Origin of the sequence: Nocardia niwae NBRC 108934 = DSM 45340, from assembly GCF_001613465.1 — a bacterium.
In the GTDB taxonomy this organism is placed as follows: Bacteria; Actinomycetota; Actinomycetes; order Mycobacteriales; family Mycobacteriaceae; genus Nocardia; species Nocardia niwae.
Genome location: NZ_BDCK01000017.1, coordinates 341,425 through 359,390 on the forward strand (window position 1 = coordinate 341,425; position 17,966 = coordinate 359,390).

General features: G+C 68.5%; 17 protein-coding genes. 8 read left to right on the forward strand and 9 right to left on the reverse strand.

All coding sequences use genetic code 11. From position 1 onward, the window contains the following. Window positions 1-33 precede the first annotated feature (33 nt). Window positions 34-1,044, forward strand: a complete 1,011-nt coding sequence (locus tag NNI01S_RS10475; RefSeq protein WP_063019814.1) for a phosphatidate cytidylyltransferase — start codon at window positions 34-36, stop codon at window positions 1,042-1,044. A gap of 9 nt (window positions 1,045-1,053) precedes the next feature. Here the strand turns inward: NNI01S_RS10475 and NNI01S_RS10480 are convergent, their stop codons facing one another. Beyond that, window positions 1,054-1,401, reverse strand: a complete 348-nt coding sequence (locus NNI01S_RS10480; protein ID WP_063917392.1) for a LapA family protein — start codon at window positions 1,399-1,401, stop codon at window positions 1,054-1,056. Window positions 1,402-1,526: 125 nt separating this feature from the next. Here NNI01S_RS10480 and rlmN point away from each other — a divergent pair, with 125 nt between their 5' ends. Then, the gene (gene rlmN, locus NNI01S_RS10485; protein WP_063019815.1) at window positions 1,527-2,636 is read left to right on the forward strand and encodes a dual-specificity RNA methyltransferase RlmN; all 1,110 of its coding nucleotides are present in this window, start codon (window positions 1,527-1,529) and stop codon (window positions 2,634-2,636) included. A 102-nt stretch (window positions 2,637-2,738) separates the two neighbouring features. On the opposite strand, the gene NNI01S_RS10490 is transcribed toward rlmN, so the two are convergent. Further along, window positions 2,739-3,152 carry a DUF5997 family protein gene (locus tag NNI01S_RS10490; RefSeq protein WP_063019897.1) on the reverse strand — a complete coding sequence of 138 codons (414 nt, stop codon included), beginning with the start codon at window positions 3,150-3,152 and terminating at the stop codon, window positions 2,739-2,741. A 139-nt stretch (window positions 3,153-3,291) separates the two neighbouring features. On the opposite strand from NNI01S_RS10490, the gene NNI01S_RS10495 reads away from it, so the two are divergent. Then, window positions 3,292-4,209 (forward strand): LysR family transcriptional regulator, encoded by a 918-nt coding sequence (locus NNI01S_RS10495; protein ID WP_063019816.1) that lies wholly within the window; start codon window positions 3,292-3,294, stop codon window positions 4,207-4,209. A 62-nt stretch (window positions 4,210-4,271) separates the two neighbouring features. Here NNI01S_RS10495 and NNI01S_RS10500 read toward each other — a convergent pair whose 3' ends face one another. Beyond that, on the reverse strand, window positions 4,272-4,586 hold the full coding sequence (locus NNI01S_RS10500) for a hypothetical protein (protein ID WP_063019817.1): 315 nt from the start codon (window positions 4,584-4,586) through the stop codon (window positions 4,272-4,274). A gap of 139 nt (window positions 4,587-4,725) precedes the next feature. Beyond that, window positions 4,726-4,992, reverse strand: a complete 267-nt coding sequence (locus NNI01S_RS10505; RefSeq protein WP_063019818.1) for a DUF2631 domain-containing protein — start codon at window positions 4,990-4,992, stop codon at window positions 4,726-4,728. 144 nt (window positions 4,993-5,136) lie between these two features. Between NNI01S_RS10505 and dxr the strand changes: the two genes are divergently transcribed. The 5 genes from dxr (at window position 5,137) to NNI01S_RS10530 (ending at window position 11,744) form a co-directional block, all read left to right on the forward strand. Next, a complete protein-coding gene (gene dxr, locus NNI01S_RS10510; RefSeq protein ID WP_063019819.1) occupies window positions 5,137-6,276 on the forward strand; it encodes a 1-deoxy-D-xylulose-5-phosphate reductoisomerase in 1,140 nt (379 codons plus the stop codon). Between the two features lie 166 nt (window positions 6,277-6,442). After that, a complete protein-coding gene (locus tag NNI01S_RS10515) occupies window positions 6,443-7,642 on the forward strand; it encodes a M50 family metallopeptidase (protein ID WP_063019820.1) in 1,200 nt (399 codons plus the stop codon). 152 nt (window positions 7,643-7,794) lie between these two features. Continuing rightward, window positions 7,795-8,952 (forward strand): flavodoxin-dependent (E)-4-hydroxy-3-methylbut-2-enyl-diphosphate synthase, encoded by a 1,158-nt coding sequence (gene ispG, locus NNI01S_RS10520; protein ID WP_063019821.1) that lies wholly within the window; start codon window positions 7,795-7,797, stop codon window positions 8,950-8,952. Between the two features lie 67 nt (window positions 8,953-9,019). Next, window positions 9,020-9,883 carry a GNAT family N-acetyltransferase gene (locus NNI01S_RS10525; RefSeq protein WP_084488680.1) on the forward strand — a complete coding sequence of 288 codons (864 nt, stop codon included), beginning with the start codon at window positions 9,020-9,022 and terminating at the stop codon, window positions 9,881-9,883. Between the two features lie 73 nt (window positions 9,884-9,956). Continuing rightward, entirely contained in the window at window positions 9,957-11,744 is a 1,788-nt protein-coding gene (locus NNI01S_RS10530; protein ID WP_084488681.1) for a penicillin-binding transpeptidase domain-containing protein, read from the forward strand. Between the two features lie 103 nt (window positions 11,745-11,847). Here NNI01S_RS10530 and NNI01S_RS10535 read toward each other — a convergent pair whose 3' ends face one another. The 5 genes from NNI01S_RS10535 to NNI01S_RS10555 all read right to left on the reverse strand — a co-directional run bounded on the left by NNI01S_RS10535 (window position 11,848) and on the right by NNI01S_RS10555 (window position 17,213). Continuing rightward, window positions 11,848-12,852, reverse strand: coding sequence for a hypothetical protein (locus NNI01S_RS10535; RefSeq protein WP_157114685.1), 1,005 nt, complete (start codon window positions 12,850-12,852; stop codon window positions 11,848-11,850). Between the two features lie 122 nt (window positions 12,853-12,974). Next, complete coding sequence (locus tag NNI01S_RS10540; RefSeq protein WP_063019824.1) at window positions 12,975-15,923, reverse strand: IPT/TIG domain-containing protein; 2,949 nt, start codon at window positions 15,921-15,923, stop codon at window positions 12,975-12,977. A gap of 332 nt (window positions 15,924-16,255) precedes the next feature. Further along, window positions 16,256-16,561, reverse strand: coding sequence for a hypothetical protein (locus NNI01S_RS10545; protein WP_063019825.1), 306 nt, complete (start codon window positions 16,559-16,561; stop codon window positions 16,256-16,258). Beyond that, window positions 16,558-16,995, reverse strand: coding sequence for a hypothetical protein (locus NNI01S_RS10550; RefSeq protein WP_157114687.1), 438 nt, complete (start codon window positions 16,993-16,995; stop codon window positions 16,558-16,560). Before NNI01S_RS10550 ends, NNI01S_RS10545 begins: the two co-directional genes overlap by 4 nt. Continuing rightward, a complete protein-coding gene (locus NNI01S_RS10555; protein ID WP_063019827.1) occupies window positions 16,992-17,213 on the reverse strand; it encodes a hypothetical protein in 222 nt (73 codons plus the stop codon). Before NNI01S_RS10555 ends, NNI01S_RS10550 begins: the two co-directional genes overlap by 4 nt. Between the last annotated feature and the right edge of the window lie 753 nt (window positions 17,214-17,966).

The window sequence follows — 17,966 nt, forward strand, 5'->3', positions numbered from 1 at the left end:
CCCGCCCGGGCGGGGGACGAACGGAACGACGAGTTGAGCGACGGGACAATCGTGGCCGAGAATGCCGCCGCGACCGGTGCGGCAGAGGAGCCGCCGGTGAACGGGACAGCCGATGCGAGGCAACAGCACGCGCACGATGCCGAGGCGTCCTGTCATGAACCGTTAGGCGGGCCCACGGCGTCGTCTCCCGGCACCGCGGCGGCCCACACCGCGTCCGCGTCGAGCGGTTCACGTGCGGGCCGCAATCTGCCCGCCGCGCTCGCCGTCGGTTTCGGCTTGGGCCTCTCGCTGATCGCGATCCTGCTGTTCGTGCCGAAGGTGTTCATCGGGGTCGCGGCGGCCGGGGTCGGCGTGGCCACCTGGGAGGTCGCCAAGCGGCTGCGCGAAGCCGACGTGCTGGTCCCTCGGGTTCCGCTGATCGCGGGCGGCCAAGCGGTGTTCTGGCTGGGCTGGCCGTACGGTGCAAGCGGCGTCGCGGGCGCGTTCGCCGCCACCACGCTGATCTGCATGGTGTGGCGGCTGTTCGACCACGGTTTGCAGACCGCGCCGCGAAACTTCCTGCGCGACACCGCCATCACCGTGTTCACGCTGGCGTGGATTCCCTTGCTCGCCTCGTTCGCGACGTTGCTGCTGCTCGAGCCGGACGGCAACCTGCGGGTGCTGACCTTCATGATCCTGGTGGTCTGCTCCGACGTCGGCGGTTACGTGGCGGGCGTGCTGTTCGGCAAGCATCCGATGGTGCCCTCGATCAGCCCGAAGAAGTCGTGGGAGGGTTTCGCCGGTTCGCTGGTGTTCAGTGTGATCGGCGGCCTGCTCACGGTGACGCTCCTGCTGGAGGCCAACTCGATGATCGGCGTCGTCCTCGGCGTCGGCCTTGTGCTGGTGGCCACCTGTGGCGATCTGATCGAATCGCAGATCAAGCGCGAACTCGGCATCAAGGACATGGGTACGCTGCTGCCGGGCCACGGCGGCATCATGGACCGCCTCGACTCCATGCTTCCCTCGGCGTTCGTCTCCTGGCTGGTGCTGTCCACGCTGCTGTGATCCGGCGCGTCAGCCCTTCTTGGCCGCGCGGCGCAGCTGCAGGATGCGCATGCCGCCCACCGAGGCCATCACGAGCGCGCCGCCGATCACCGACAGCAGCACGGTGACGCCGAGCGGCAGCGAGAAGTCCCAGAAGAAGAAGTGCACTTGGACCTGTTCGAGGTTCTGCACGATGAAGATCAGCAAGAGGACCAGGATCAAGACGCCGGCGACGAGCCCGGTCCAGGCGTAACCGGTGCGTGAGGCCAGTGACGTCTTGGCCGGGACGACGGGCGGAGCGCCCGGCGGCGTCGTGCGCCGACGCTGCGACAGGTCCGGGTCCGGCTCCGACGGAAGTTCGGGGGGTTGCGTGGACATATCTCGATCATGGCCGACCGCTATGACGGCCGCAGGTATTTCCCGGTGACGAACCGGGCATGTCGGGCCGCCCGCATGTGGTCGAGTGCGGGCGCGGTTGCGGCGGATGGGAGAATGGAACAACTATGACCGTCTCCCTGCCCCTGGTTTTCGATGCTCCGCGCCGTGGCATGCCGCCGCGCCACCTCGCCGACCTCGATGCCGAGGGCAGGCGCGCGGCCGTCGAGGAACTGGGCCTGCCGAAATTCCGCGCCGACCAGATCGCCCGCCAGTACTACGCCCGTTTGCAGGCCGATCCGGCAGGGATGACCGATCTACCCGCCGCGGTCCGGGAGAAAATCGGCGAGGCGCTGTTCCCGCCGCTGCTGAGCGTGGTCAAGCACGTCGCGTGCGACGACGGGGAAACCCGCAAGACCTTGTGGCGCGCGGGCGACGGCACGCTGCTGGAAAGCGTCTTGATGCGTTACCCGGACCGCGCGACCCTGTGCATCTCCAGCCAGGCCGGTTGCGGCATGGCGTGCCCGTTCTGCGCCACCGGGCAGGGCGGGTTGAACCGCAACCTGTCCACCGCCGAGATCGTCGACCAGGTGCGCGCCGCGGCCGCGGCGCTGCGGGACGGGGAAGTGGCCGGCGGCCCGGGCAGGCTGTCCAACATCGTCTTCATGGGCATGGGCGAGCCGCTGGCCAACTACAAGCGGGTGGTCGCCGCGGTCCGCCGGATCACCTCGCCCGCGCCGGACGGGCTGGGCATCTCCCAGCGCAACGTCGTGGTCTCGACCGTCGGACTCGCTCCGGCGATCCGCAAGCTGGCCGATGAGGGCTTGTCGGTCACGCTGGCGGTCTCCCTGCATACGCCCGACGACGAACTGCGCGACACCTTGGTCCCGGTCAACAATCGCTGGCCGGTCGCCGAAGTGCTCGACGCGGCTCGCTACTACGCCGACAAGACCGGCAGGCGCGTCTCCGTCGAGTACGCGCTCATCCGCGATATCAACGATCACCCATGGCGTGCGGACATGCTGGGGGAGAAGCTGCACAAGGCGCTCGGGTCCCGCGTGCACGTCAACGTCATCCCGCTCAACCCCACCCCCGGCTCCAAGTGGGACGCCAGCCCCAAACCGGTCGAGCAGGAGTTCGTCCGCCGCGTCAACGCCAAGGGCGTCCCCTGCACGGTCCGCGACACCCGCGGCCAGGAGATCGCCGCGGCCTGCGGGCAGTTGGCGGCGGAGAACTGAGACGCCTGGCTCCGCCGACCCGACGTGGTCGGACGCCGTCGCTACAGCCTTTCGCCCGAAGCCGGGCGGGCGCGTCCTCCCACGGACCGCACCGATGACGCCCTAGCCGCGGTTCTTCGCCGGGCGGTTGGTGGCGGCGCGGCGTTCGGCTTCCTTCGCCTTGATGCGCGCGTTCTCCGCGCGCACGTTCGCGTAGTTCTCGCGCTCCTGCACGAGCCACCCCGGCGGGTCGGCGAGCAGGGCGTCGATCTCGTCGGCGGTGAGGTGATCGGAGACCCCGGCACGGGTCAAGCCGGTGTTGGAGACGCCGAGCTTGCGGGCCACCACGTCACGCGGGAACGGGCCGGTGCGGCGCAGTTCGGTGAGCCAGGCGGGGGGATCGTCGCGCAGCGCGTCGAGCTGGGCGCGGGAGATCGGCGCGTTGCGGAACTCCTCGGGCGCGGCCGGAAGGTAGATGCCGAGTTTGCCGGCCGCCGTCAGCGGCTTCATCGTCTGCGGTTTCTTGTCCGGGCTCACCGTCACAGCCTAACGGGCGCGGCCGGACGAATCCGTCCCGCATGGCGCGGAGGCAGGCGCCGCCGCGCGCGGCGGCCTGGAGGCGGGACACCCGTCTCCCCGGCGGGGGACCTGACTCCGGTGGCATACGCTTCCACGAATGAGCCGGTTGGAGTCGATCGATGTCGTGCGCCTGCGCTGGTTCGTCGCGGTCGCGCAGGAGTTGCACTTCGCGCGCGCGGCGAAGTCACTGCATATCTCGCGGCAGAAGCTGAGCCATACCGTCATCGATCTGGAGAACGAGCTCGGTACCAAGCTTTTCGTGCCCGGCGCGCAGCCGACCCGGCTCACCGACGACGGGCGGGACTTGCTGGAGGAAGCGCGCGAGATCATCACGCGGGCCGAGTCGGCGGCGCAGCAGCGCGAACCGGAAACTCCGGCCGCCCTGCGCGTGGGTTTCGTGCCGGGCGTCACGGTGTCCAAATGGACCCGGATCTGGGCCGAGCGGTTCCCGGACACCCCGCTCGAGGTGAGCGCGCTGGCGCAGGCGGATCAAGAAGCGGCTCTGCGCGAGGGACGCGTGGACATGTGCTTCGTCCGGCTGCCGATCGAGCGCGAAGGCATGAGCGCGATCCCGCTCTACCGTGAGGTCCCCGTCGTCGTGGTGCAGAAGGAGCATCCGCTCTCGGTGTTCGACGAGGTGCGCATGACCGACCTGGCCGACGAGCATGTGCAGGACACCTCGGACGTCGACGCGGTCGGCGGTGCGTTGGAACTCGTCGCCGCGGCCGGTGGCGCCGCCATCGTGCCCCACTCGCTCGCGCGCCTGCATCATCGACGGGACCTCGTCTACCGCCCGATGCTCGGCGTACCCGACACGGAGGTCGCGCTGGCCTGGCCCGCCGACCACACCACCGACCTGGTCGAGGAGTTCATCGGCGTCGTCCGTGGGCGTTCGGAGCGCAGCTCGCGCGCGCGTGCCGAGCGGAACCAGCCGCAGAAGAAGGTGCAAGCCGAGAAGACGGCCGGACGCCCGGTTCCTGCCAAGAAGAAACCTTCTCGGCGCCGCGGACGCTGAGCCGGTCCGCCTTCGGCGGCTCCGGCGGCGGCGCGAACCCGGCCGGTCCGCGCCGCCCGTGCTCAGCTGTGGCAGGCCCGGTTCAATTCGTCGGTCGCCGCGTCCATGCTCGTGACTTTGTCATCGGTGAGAGCCTGAGCGTAGGCGGTGATGGCAGCCTTCTCCGCGCCCTCGGCCTGGATGGCGGAGAGCTTCGCCGCCAGGGACTGCTGCACGGTCGGGTCCAGATTCCCGCCCGACTCGTCGATGGCGGCATTGATCGCGTCGATGGCCGCGCCGCACGCGGGCGACTGGGCGTGCGCGGGAGCCGCGGGCAGGAGCAGCAGGGAGCCGAACGCGCTCACGGCGAGCAGGGCGGCCGAAAAAGTCTTGGTCATTGCGTCCTAAAGGGTTCGTGCGGACAGAAAACGAGGTCCGCGACCCGGCTGGGGCGCGGACCTCGGACGCACACGGTACCGGGCCGGTGCGGCGCGGTACAGGACGAATGAAATTGTGCGCGTAGCTTTTCCGAGCGGACTAGCGCGGCTTGCGCTGCAGCAGCGAGTCGCGGATCAGGATGCCTGCGATCAGGACGGCGAAGCCGACGAGGAAGATGTCCTCGATCTTGCCGCTGTGGTTGCCGACCAGCATGGCGAGCAGGATCAGCGCGACGATCCAGCCCGCGATCCGGAAGGTGCGACGCGACTCGCCGCTCCAGCCCCAGGCGGCGGAGGGAACTTCGGCGGGGTCCACGCGAGTGACGACGCGCTCGGTGTCGGCGTGTTCGAGTTCCGTGGCGGCCACGATCGCTCCTTAGCTGTTACTTGTACCGAGATTCCGGTACGCACTCGATGAGCTACTGCCGCATATCGTGACATACGACGGTGCGTCGTTGTAAGTCGGCCCGCGCCGGTCGAACGTGTTCCGGCGGTAGGACACAATGAAGTCGTGTCCGACATCGTGAGAGTCCTGCTGCTGGGCAGCACCGGATCCATTGGCACCCAAGCGCTCGAGGTGATCGCCGCCAATCCCGACCGCTTCGAGGTGGTCGGACTCGCCGCGCGCGGCGGCAACACCGAGTTGCTCGCCGCTCAGATGGCCGCTACGGGCACACGCAACGTCGCCGTCGCCGATCCGGCCGCGGCCCAGCGGCTGGACCTGCCGCTGGGCGGTCCTGGGGCGGTGACCGAGCTGGTGCGCCGCACCGAGGCGGACGTCGTGCTCAACGCCTTGGTCGGCTCGCTCGGGCTGGAGCCGACCCTGGCCACCCTCCAGTCGGGCACCCGCCTGGCCCTCGCCAACAAGGAATCGCTGGTCGCGGGCGGTTCGCTGGTGACCCGCGCCGCCGCTCCCGGGCAGATCGTGCCGGTCGACTCGGAGCACTCCGCGCTGGCGCAGTGCCTGCGCGGCGGTCGAGCCGACGAGGTGGACCGGCTGGTGCTGACCGCTTCCGGCGGCCCGTTCCGCGGCTGGACCACCGAGATGCTCGATTCGGTCGAGCCCGCCGAGGCCAAGGCGCATCCCACCTGGTCGATGGGCTTGATGAACACGCTGAACTCGGCCTCACTGGTGAACAAGGGACTCGAGCTGATCGAGACACACCTGCTGTTCGGGATCCCCTACGACCGCATCGACGTCACCGTGCACCCGCAATCGATCGTGCACTCGATGGTCACCTTCACCGACGGCTCCACGCTCGCGCAGGCCAGCCCGCCGGATATGAAACTGCCCATCGCGCTGGCGCTGGGCTGGCCGGACCGGGTGCCCGGCGCGGCCGCGGCCTGCGATTTCGGCACCGCGTCCACTTGGACGTTCGAACCGGTCGACAACGACGTCTTCCCCGCGGTCGAGCTGGCCCGCGCCGCCGGGCAGGCCGGTGGCAGCGTCACCGCGGTCTACAACGCCGCCAACGAGGTCGCGGTGCAGGCCTTTCTGGACGGCGCCATCCGTTTCCCGCAGATCGTCGGCACGGTGGCCGCCGCGGTGGAGGCGGCGCGGCAGTGGCGCGCGGAACCGGAAACACTCGACGAGGTCCTCGCCGCGGACACGTGGGCGCGGGAGTTCGCGGCCGCCCGGATTCGTGGCTGAGACCCTTCCGGACCGGATCGGACGCGCGCGGCGACGGCGTGCTGGCACACTGAACACACAGGACAGGACTTTGTCCGGTTAGGGTGAACAGAGTGCTCGCGGCCAGGAGCGGACGCGTGCGTGCGGGATATTCGAGCTGCGCAAACGCAGGAGGGCTGTAGAGCAAATGGTGTTCGCGTTGGGGTTCGTGCTGTTCGCGCTGGGCATCACCGTGTCGATCGCGCTGCACGAATGTGGGCACATGTGGACCGCCCAAGCGACCGGCATGAAGGTGCGACGGTATTTCATCGGATTCGGGCCGAAGATCTTCTCGTTCCGCCGCGGTGAGACCGAATACGGCCTCAAGGCGCTTCCGCTCGGCGGTTTCTGCGATATCGCGGGCATGACCGCGCTGGACGAACTGCGCCCGGAAGAACTCGACCGCGCCATGTACCGCCAGGCCACCTGGAAGCGGCTGGTCGTCATGTCCGGCGGCATCGCGATGAACTTCGTCCTCGGCTTCATCCTGATCGTGGTGCTCGCGGTCGGGTGGGGTCTGCCGAACCTGAAGGAACCGCCCGCCACCGCGCTGGGCGTCATGAGCTGCGTGCCGCAGGGGAAGCCGGACGGCTCCAGCGAGGTGTGCACCGGCACGGGTCCGGCGCAGCGCGCCGGACTGCAGCGTGGTGACATCGTCAAAGAGGTGAACGGCGTCAAGGTGAACACCTGGCGGCAGTTCCAGGCCGAGACCCAGAAGCAGACCGGCCCGTTCACCTACCTCATCGAGCGCGACGGCAGCACCCTCAGCATTCCGGTCACCCCGGAGCGGGTCATGCGCTACCCCGAGGGCGGCGGCGAGGGCCGCGAGGTCGGCGCCATCGGCGTGGCGCCGGAGCACTACGACCCGGTGCAATACGACCTGCTGGACGCCGTTCCCGCCGCCGCCGTGTTCACCGGCGACATGTTCGTGCGCACCGTCGACTCGCTGACCCAGATGCCCGCGAAGGTCTCGGCGCTGTGGGACGCGGTCACCGGCGGCGAGCGCGATCCGGAGACCCCGGTCAGCGTGTACGGCGCCAGCAAGATCGGCGGCGAGACCGCGGAACGCGGCCTGTGGAACATGTTCATCCTGGTGCTGGCCAGCCTGAACTTCTTCCTCGGCATCTTCAACCTGCTGCCGTTGCTGCCGCTGGACGGGGGCCATATCGCGGTGGTGATCTACGAGAAGATCCGCAACACCATTCGCGGCTGGAAGGGACTCGCGCCCGGTGCGCCGGTGAACTACCTGAAGTTGCTGCCCGCGACCTATGTCGTCGTGGTGATCGGCGGCGCGTACATGCTGCTCACGCTGGCCGCCGACATCGTGAACCCGATCAAGCTGTTCTGAGCGGGGCCGCCGCCCGGCGGGCGTGACCGGCGACGTAGTCTGGCGTGGTCAGCCGGGGAAGCCTTGTCGTTGCTGTCACAGGGTGGGCTTCGTGCGCCAAGGCTAGACTCGGCACCGAACCGGCCGGACACGATGAAAGTAGGCAGCCGAAGGTGACCAGCACAATCGGATTGGGGATGCCGACCGCTCCCGCGGCAGTGCTCGCTCCACGGCGTAGGACCCGCCAGCTGATGGTGGGCAATGTCGGGGTGGGCAGCGACCACCCGATCTCGGTGCAGTCCATGACCACGACCAAGACCCACGACGTGAACGCCACCCTGCAGCAGATCGCGGAGCTGACCGCGTCGGGGTGCGACATCGTGCGGGTGGCCTGCCCCCGTCAGGAAGACGCGGACGCGCTGGCCACCATCGCGGCGAAATCCCAGATCCCGGTGATCGCCGACATCCACTTCCAGCCGCGCTACATCTTCGCCGCGATCGACGCCGGATGCGCCGCGGTGCGGGTCAACCCCGGCAACATCAAGGAGTTCGACGGCCGGGTCAAGGAGGTCGCCAAGGCCGCGGGCGCGGCGGGCATCCCGATCCGCATCGGCGTGAACGCCGGTTCGCTGGACAAGCGGATGATGGAGAAGTACGGCAAGGCCACCCCGGAGGCGCTGGTGGAATCGGCGCTGTGGGAGGCGGGCCTGTTCGAGGAGCACGGGTTCGGCGACATCAAGATCTCGGTCAAGCACAACGACCCGGTGGTCATGGTGGAGGCCTACCGTCAGCTGGCCGCGCAGTGCGATTACCCGCTGCACCTCGGCGTGACCGAGGCGGGCCCGGCGTTCCAGGGCACGATCAAGTCGGCGGTCGCCTTCGGCGCGCTGTTGTCGGAGGGCATCGGCGACACGATCCGTGTATCGCTGTCCGCGCCGCCCGCCGAGGAGGTCAAGGTCGGCGGGCAGATCCTCCAGTCGCTGAACCTGCGCCCGCGCAAGCTGGAGATCGTGTCGTGCCCGTCGTGCGGTCGCGCCCAGGTCGATGTGTACACCCTGGCCAACGAGGTGACCGCGGGCCTGGAGGGCATGGCGGTGCCGCTGCGGGTCGCCGTGATGGGCTGCGTCGTCAACGGCCCCGGCGAGGCGCGCGAGGCCGACCTCGGTGTGGCTTCCGGCAACGGCAAGGGCCAGATCTTCGTCAAGGGCGAGGTCATCAAGACCGTCCCGGAAGCGAAGATCGTCGAGACGCTCATCGAAGAGGCGATGCGCATCGCCGAGGAGATGGGCGAGGACGCGGGCACCGGCGAGCCGGTCGTCACCGTCCGCTGAGTAGTCGCTCACCAGCGCTTTCGACATAGCCATACCGCATCGCGCCGGTTCGTGGCAGGCTGTCACCGTGCGGAGTCTGCTGGAGCCGGCGCGACGGGCCAAATACGCCCCTGCGCGGCAGCTCGCTAATCGGGATCTTGCTCAGGTCTTGCGCGTGCTCGATGCCGATCCGGTGGCCTCGTGCATGGTCGCCGCCCGCTTGCAGGAGTTCGGCCTGGACAACCGGTGCGGTCAGGGGGAGCTCTGGAGCAGGGGCGGCCCCGCGGAGTCGCTGTGTTTCTCGGGTGCGAATCTGGTGCCGTTGCTGGGGGATCGTGACGCCCTGCGCGCGTTCGCCGAGCGGGCGATTCGTTGGCCGCGCATCTGTTCCTCGGTGGTGGGGCGCCGCGAACTGGCGTTGCCGCTGTGGGAGATGCTGGCCGGTCACTGGGGTCCGGAACGGGAGCTACGCGGGGAACAGCCGCTTCTGGCGCTGGCCCAGCCGCCGCTGGCCACGCCCGACCCGGAGGTCCGCCGGGTGCGCCGCGACGAGCTCGACCGCTACCTCTCGGCCGCGATCGCCATGTTCATCGAGGAGGTCGGCGTCGATCCGCGGGCGGGAGACGGCGGACGCGGCTATCGCCGCCGCATCCAGAGCTTGATCGAATCCGGACGGGCGTGGGCCCGTTTCGAGGACGGGGAAGTGGTCTACAAAGCCGAGGTCGGCTCGCTGTCCCGGCGCACGGGCCAGATCCAAGGGGTCTGGGTGCATCCGGATCATCGGGGGAAGGGATGCGGCACCGCGGGTACCGCGGCGGTCGCGAACGCCGTGGTCGCGTCGGGCCGCACGGCGAGCTTGTACGTGAACGACTACAACGCGATCGCCCGCCGCGCCTACAGCCGGGTCGGATTCCGGCAGATCGCGACATTCGCCACCATTCTGGTCGACTGAGCACGCCCACGGCCCGGCGAATCCCGGAGTGCCGCAGGCGTTTGCCCGGCAGTCACCATTACGATCGGTCCCGATGCCGACTCGGATGCTCCTCTCGCTCGCCGTCGCGGCCCTCACTGTGGTCGCCGCCGGTTGTGCGAGCGAGCCGCAAGGGCCGGTCCCCGCCGCGGACGCGTTCGTGAAAGCATTCGCCGACCATCGGGTGAACACCGCTGCCGAGCTCACCAATCTGCCGGAGAAGGCGAGCGCCGCATTACGTTCCGCGTGGGATCAGCTCCAGGCCGAACAGCTCATCGCACGCACGGGCGCGGCGCGCGTCACCGGTGACACCGCGACCGTCGACTACACCTACGAATGGCGGCTGCCCAAGAACCGGACCTGGAAGTACGCGGGCCAGTTGCAGTTGGGACGCAGCAACGGCCGCTGGATGGTCCGCTGGACCTCCTCCAACATCCATCCCAAGCTCGGCGACACCCAGACGATGGTGTTGCGCTCCAATCCGCCGCCGCGCGCGCGGGTCAACGAGCAGTCCGGCAGCGACGTCATGGTGCCCGGCAAGGTGTCACGCGTCGCGTTCGTCGCGGCCGACGCCGCCGATCCCGGAAGCGTGGCCACCGCGCTCGCCGCCGCGCTGCACCGTTTCGACAAGTCGCTGACGCCTGAGTCGATCCTCGACGAGGCGAAGGCGGCTCGGGGCGCCTACACGGTCGCGCTGCTCAACGAGATCGAATCCGGCCAGGTGACCACCGATCTCATCGGACTGCCCGGCGTCACGGTGACCCAGCAGTGGGATCTGGTCGCCACCGATCGGGAATTCGCCCCCGATCTGCTCACCCAGGTGCGCAAGACGGTGATCGCGGAGGTGGACGGCAAGGCAGGGTGGAGCGTGGTCACCGTGAACGCCAACGGCGCCGACACCGACGTGCTGATGGACGTGCCCTCCCAACCCGCCCCGTCGTTCTCGCTCAGCGTCGACCGCAACGTGCAGAACGCCGCCCAGCGCGCCGTGCAACCACGGACCGAGCAGACCATGATGGTGGTGCTGCGGCCGTCCACCGGTGCGATTCTGGCGGTGGCGCAGAACAAGGCCGCCGACCGGGACGGTCCCCTCGCGACGATCGGCCAGTACCCGCCCGGTTCGGTGTTCAAGACGGTCACCGCGGCCGCGGCCATGGCGAACGGCCTGGCGACTCCGGATACGGTGCTGCCGTGCCCGAGCCGGATCGTCATCGGCGAGCGGACCATTCCCAACTACAACCTGTTCACGGTCGGCAACGTGCCGATGTCCACGGCCTATGAGCGGTCCTGCAATACCTCGTTCGCGAAACTCGCCAGCGAGCTGCCCGGCCCCGCGCTGCACGACACCGCGGCGAAACTCGGTGTGGGACCGGTCTATTCGGTGGTGGGACTGCCGACGACCTCCGGCGCGGTGCCCTCGGCCGACGACCTGATCCAGCGCACCGAGGACGGCATCGGTCAGGGCAAAGTGGTGGTCAGCCCGTTCGGCATGGCGCTGATGGCGGCGACCATCGCGCACGGCTCGGCGCCGGTGCCGTACCTGCTCGCGGGACGGCCGACCCGGATCGACGGTGATCGACCGGCGCTGCCGCCCGACGTCATCGAAGGACTGCGCACGATGATGCGCCAGGTGGTCGTCGGCGGCACGGCCGAGCGGATCGCCGATCAAGGCGCGGTCTACGGCAAAACCGGTGAGGCCGAGGTGGACGGCGGGTCGCACTCCTGGTTCGTCGGCTTCCGTGGCGACCTCGCATTCGCCACGCTGCTGGTCCACGGCGGCAGCTCCGACAACGCCGTCGCGGTGACACGCAACATGCTGGCGGCGCTACCTGCCGGATACTGAGGCACTGCCGGACTCGGCCGTCCGGGAGCAGCGCGAAGTTCGAGTCGCGCCGGACTCGGAAACGGTGTACCCCGCACCGATCCGAGTCCGGCGGACCGGCCGGTCATCCGCCGGGGGCCGAATCGATCAGCAGATGCTCCAAGCTGATCGTGTGGTCGGAGTATTCGTCGATACCGATGACCGCGACGAAATCCCGATCGCCCGCTCGCTGTTGCAGCGACCACCACGAGTGGGCGAGATACCATCCGGCTCCGGCGGTGCCGCGTGCGCCCAAACCGCCACAGTGCATCCAATAGCGGCCGGGATGCCGATCGGGGCTGGGGCGTGCCCGGGCGACGATGCCGATATTGCGGTCGTCGCCGGACCTGTAACTGCTTCCGTCCGCCAGCCGCAAGTGCACGGTATGCGCACCGTCCTCGGCAGTGCTGTCCCACAGGGTGAACAGCGGACGTTCCGCGGTGTCCAGATACCGGCGAAGGCAGTCGTTGCCGCTGAGCCCGAAGCTGATGTACGGGCGGTCGCGGTGGGCGACGACGTCGCGGTCGCTGCGTACCTCGACCGGGATGCTGGTGTGGCGTTGCAGGAACGAAAGCACATAGAGCAATCCACGAAGCTCGTTCTCACCCACTACGGACGGGACGTCGTATCGCTTCGGGAATATGCTGCCCTGCTTCTCGAACAAGCGCTGCCGGCCGATCCCCGCCGCGCGCAGCGCTTCCACGGAAGACCGGGCCAGCTCGAACACCGGATACACCAGCGTCGTTCCGTTGGTGGTCATCTCGGCGCCGAGGAAAGCCTCGAGTGAGGCGTCGGCGCCGACGATGCCCGCCTCGTGCGAACGGAGGTCGGCGGGTGTGGAGTTCGCCATCTGAAACAATCCTTCGACGGTCCAGCCTGGGAACATACGCTCCAGCACCCGGCAGTGATAGTCGCGCGGAAGTCCGATCATGCGCCCGGACAACCATTGGTAGTACTGCGCCTTCGCCGGTCCATGCCCGGGTGGGATGGGCGGATCCAGGCGCGCCGCGCACCTGTCGTACGCGGCCAGAAAATCGTGATGACTCTTGAGATGCCGCTCCGCCAGCAGCATCTTCAGTACGGTCGCCAACGAAACCCCCTTACCCCTGCAGCCTCCGTCCACGGTGACGGAGACTCATGTCGTGTTCGCTCAACCGCGACGAAGCCGGGCCGCCGGCGTGAAGCCTGCCGACGGCCCGGCCGCTTCAGCCGTCAGATGTAGGTGAACGCAAGGCCATTACTGGTACCTCCCGAGGTGGTGACGGTGAGTTGTACGGTTCCCGTCCCGGCGGGGGTCACCGCCGTGATCTGGAGCGCGGAGTCGACGGTGAACGACGCCGCCGGTGTGCCGCCGAAATCGACCGAGGTGGCTCCGAGCAGGTTCGTTCCGGCGATGACGACCGGTGTCCCGCCCACGACGGGTCCCACATTCGGCAGGGCCGTGACCAGCACGGGAATGCCGAGATAGGTGTAGGCGACGCCGTTGCTGGTTCCTCCTGCCGTGGTCGCGGTGACCTGCACGGTGCCGGTCCCCGCTGGTGCGACGGCGGTGATCTGCGTATCGGAGTTCACGGTGAACGAGGTCGCCGGTGTGCCACCGAAGTCGACCGCCGTGGCGGTGGACAGCCCCGTCCCGGTGAGGACCACGATCGTCCCTCCGGCTTCCAATCCCACATTCGGCAGCGCCGTGACGAGGGTCGGAAGCGCGATGTAGGTGTAGGCCACGCCGTTGCTGGTGCCGCCCGCGGTGGTCACGGTGAGTTGCACCGTGCCGGTGCCCGCGGGTGCGACGGCGGTGATCTGGGTCGCGGAGTCGACGGTGAACGAGGTCGCCGGTGTGGCGCCGAAATTCACCGCGGTGGCTCCGGTCAGCCCCGTCCCGGTGAGGACGACGATCGTACCGCCTGCCGCCACACCCACATTCGGGACCGCCGCCGTCAGCGTGGGAACCGCGATGTAGGTGTAAGCGACGCCGTTGCTGGTTCCGCCGGAGGTGGTGGCGGTGACCTGCACTGTACCCGTCCCGGCGGGTGCGACGGCGGTGATCTGGGTATCGGAGTTCACCGTGAACGAGGTCGCCGGTGTGCCACCGAAGTCGACCGCGGTGGCTCCGGTCAGGCCGGTTCCCGTGAGGATCACGGTCGTACCGCCCGAGGCCGGTCCCACATTCGGCACCACTGCGGTGAGGGCAGGAAGCGGAATGTAGGTGTACGCCACGCCGTTGCTGGTGCCGCCCGCGGTGGTCACGGTGAGTTGTACCGTGCCGGTCCCGGCGGGTGCGACGGCGGTGATCTGCGTGTCGGAGTTCACCGTGAACGAGGTCGCCGGCGTGCCGCCGAAATCCACTGCCGTAGCGGTCGACAGCCCCGTGCCGGTGATGACCACCGTCGTCCCGCCGGCTGCCACCCCCACGTTCGGGACCACGACGGTGACCGTGGGAACCGCGACGTAGGTGTAGGCGACGCCGTTGCTGGTTCCCCCTGGCGTGGTGACCGTGACTTGGACCGTGCCGGTCCCGGCGGGTGCGACGGCGGTGATTTGGGTGGCCGAGTTGACGGTGAACGAGGTCGCCGGTGTGCCACCGAAGTCGACCGCCGTGGCTCCGGTCAGATTCGTGCCGGTGATGACGACCGTGGTACCACCCGATACCGGGCCCACGTTCGGAACAACCGCGGTGAGCGCGGGAACCGCGACGTAGGTGTAGGCGACGCCGTTGCTGGTTCCACCCGGTGTGGTGACCGTGACTTGGACCGTGCCGGTCCCGGCGGGTGCGACGGCGGTGATCTGGGTCGCGGAGTTGACGGTGAACGAGGTGGCCGGTGTGCCACCGAAGTTCACCGCGGTGGCGCCGGTCAGTCCGGTTCCCGTGATCACGACGGTTGTCCCACCGGATACCGGGCCCACGTTCGGAACAACCGCGGTGAGGGCGGGAACCGGGATGTAGGTGTAGGCGACCCCGTTGCTGGTTCCGCCGGCGGTGGTGACCGCCACTTGGACGGTTCCGGCTCCGGCGGGGGCGACGGCGGTGATCTGAGTGGCGGAGTTGACGGTGAACGAGATCGCCGGTGTGCCACCGAAAGTGACCGCCGTGGCTCCGGTCAGGTTGGTTCCGGTCAGGATCACCGTCGTTCCGCCCGCGGCCGGGCCCGAACTCGGCACCACCGTGGTGAGCGTGGGAACCGCGACGTAGGTGTAGGCGAGCCCGTTGCTGAGTCCACCCGGGGTGGTCACCCGAACTTGCACAGTCCCCGTGCCCGCCGGGGCGACGGCGGTGATCTGGGTGGCCGAGTTGACCGTGAACGAAGTGGCCGGTGTGCCACCGAAAGTGACCGCGGTGGCTCCGGTCAGGTTGGTTCCGGTCAGGATCACCGTCGTCCCGCCGGTCACCGGTCCCGAGCTGGGAGCGATGCTGGTCAGCGCGGGCACCGCGGCGTAGGTGTAGGCGACGCCGTTGCTGGTTCCGCCCGAGCCGGTGACGGTGACCTGCACGGTCCCGGTCCCGGCGGGGGCCACGGCCGTGATCTGGGTCGGCGAGTTGATCGTGAAGACAGTCGCGGTGCTGCCGAAACGCACTGTCAGCGGGCCGGTGAATCCGGTGCCGGTGATCGTGACGCTGTTACCGCCCGCGGTGGGACCCGAGGTCGGGGAGATCGACGTGATCGTGGGGACCACGACGTAGATGAAGGGAACGGCGCCGCTGGTGCCGCCCGGACCGGTGACGGTGACCGGCACGATCCCCGTTCCGGCCGGAGTGACTGCCGTGATCTGTGTATCGGAGACCACCGTGAACGAAGTCGCCGGTGTACTGCCGAAAGTGACCGCGGTGGCGCCGGTGAAGCCGGATCCGGTCAGCGTGACGGACGTTCCGCCCGCGGTGGACCCCTGGTTCGGTGTGATGCTGTTCAACGCGGGAACAGCGAGATAGGTGTAGGCGACGCCGTTGCTGGTTCCGCCGGAGTCGCTGACGGTGACCTGAACGGTACCGACCGAACCGGCGGGGGCGATAGCCGTGATCTGGGTGGGGGAGTCGAGAGTGAAAGTGGTCGCGGTACTCCCGAACCGTACGGTCGTGGGACCGCCGAATCCGGTGCCCGTGATCGTGACACTCGTACCCCCGGTGCTCGGTCCCGAAGTCGGGGACAGAGAGGTGATGGTAGGCATGATGCTGCCTCCTTTTGCCGTGGTGATGGTTCCTCTGTACCGGGGGGCGCCCGATCTTCCAGTGGCCCGGCAGTTTCCATCACACTCCGCGATCGAGGGCCTGGCAATGCGTCTCGCAATCCGTTTTGGTCCGTTTTCGGACCGGTGGCGGTGTGTGCGCTTGCCGCGAGAACACCCTGGCAGACGTTGCGGCAGCAGCCTTTTCGGCGGCGCCATGGCGCCGCCGAAGATTTGCGGTCCGAAGTAGGTCATCGAAGGCCTGAGTGGCCGCGAACGTTCGGCGACCACCGGTGAACGTCCCGCGGTGTCGCGTTGAACAGACGCCCGTTCCGTCACAGGAACAGCTCGGGCGGGTCGTCGAATTCGATGCCCGCTTGCCGGACCCGCGTCACCATCTTCCGGTCCCATTCTCGGTGCGCGCGCAGCGCCATTCGGAACTCGCCCATCTGCTCGGACATCTGCTGTGTCTGCGAAATGGCAAGGTCGCTGAGCACTTTCGCGGCGTCGGCCTTCGTCTTCGTCATAGTGGCGTCGACGTCGCCGCGCTTGAACCACGCTGTCACGGCCGCCGACAGCGCGGACGAACTGGCGATGAGCACCAGTGCCGCGAAGACCGGCGACTGCTGGATGAGGTTCATGACGCCTCCCTGACCTTCACCGTGTGTAGTGTCCGGACGTCCTGTAGCACTTGTCGGCGCTTCCACAGGAACGCGACACCCAGAGCGATCGGCAGCGGACCCCCGAGAACCGTGGCCGGACCGAGGGTTCGGTGCTGGATCTGCAACAGCAGCAGCTGGGCGCCGAAGGCCACCAGGGACCAGCCGAGCGCCCCTAAGCCGACCTGCTCGATCAGGTAACCCCAGACACGCCGGGCGAACACCCCGACCAGCGTCGCGGCGCAGCCGATCAGCATCAAGACGAGCCACAGCGTGCGGAATCCCGCGGGCATGGCCGCGGTCGCCGAACCCGCCGGAGGTCCGTAGGCCCATTGCAACAGCATCGAGACACCGAAGACCGCGCACAACACCACCTCGAAGGGGTCGTGGCGTGTCGACCTCTTCCTGGTCCTCATGCTGGTTCACCGCTATCCGGTGGCGCCGGGCTCACCCGGTGGCGTGCCGACTCCACCGCGGGCAAGCCCAGCGCCGCCGCGACAATGGCGAGGACGAACGCGGAGAGGTCCGACGAGACGAGACCTTTGGTGACGGCGTACCCGATCAGCACTACCAGCAGCGGGTACAGCAACGCGCGGACGGGCTCGCTGTGCAGGATGGTGATTACCTTGTTCATCGGTTCTTCCTCTTTCTTCTTTCGCATCGACGGTGCCGTCGGCGCAGCCCCGCCATCTGAAAACCCACTGCTGGGTTTGTTCGGAACGCGACCCGGTCCTGTCTTCGGACCGTGGTCGTGTCGTTGGAGTGCCTCCCCGAGTCGCTCTAGTCGAACCCGTATGCGGCCGAGAAGGCTTCGTGGTGCGACGCGCCCGCTCGCGCCGGAGCGGTGTCCTCCACCGGATCGCCGGTTGTCGCCGTGGCGCGTGGACCCCGCGTGATCGGTCCCGAGGTTGGGAAGAGGAAGGTGGGCATGGCGCTGCCTCTCTGTTTGCTGATTCCTCTATACCGGGGTGACCGACGTTGCTGGCGGACCGGCTAACTCCGTTATGCCCCATGATCAGCGGGTCGGCAACGCGCCAGATGATCCGTTTTTGTCCGTTTTCCAGATTGTTGCCACGTATTGACCAGACGGGGTAGGGATCCGGTGGGTCGGCATCGTCCGCCCGTGCCGCAGCGTGGGTCTCGACGGTGTGGCGAGTCAGAGGTCCGTCGCCCCGGGACGGGCCGTCGTGCGCAACGGAATCGTCGGGTGCGCAAAGGTTCTCGCTGTCACATCGGTGCGTCTATGGTGCCGGGCCTGCTAGGAACGAGTCCGCGGGTCCCTGGCACAGGGAAGAGATCCGGGCCGTCCGACTGATCGGACCAGAGGTTTCGCGAATCTCGCGCTCAATGCGATCGGGCCGCCGCCGGAACTTCCGGCGGCGGCCCG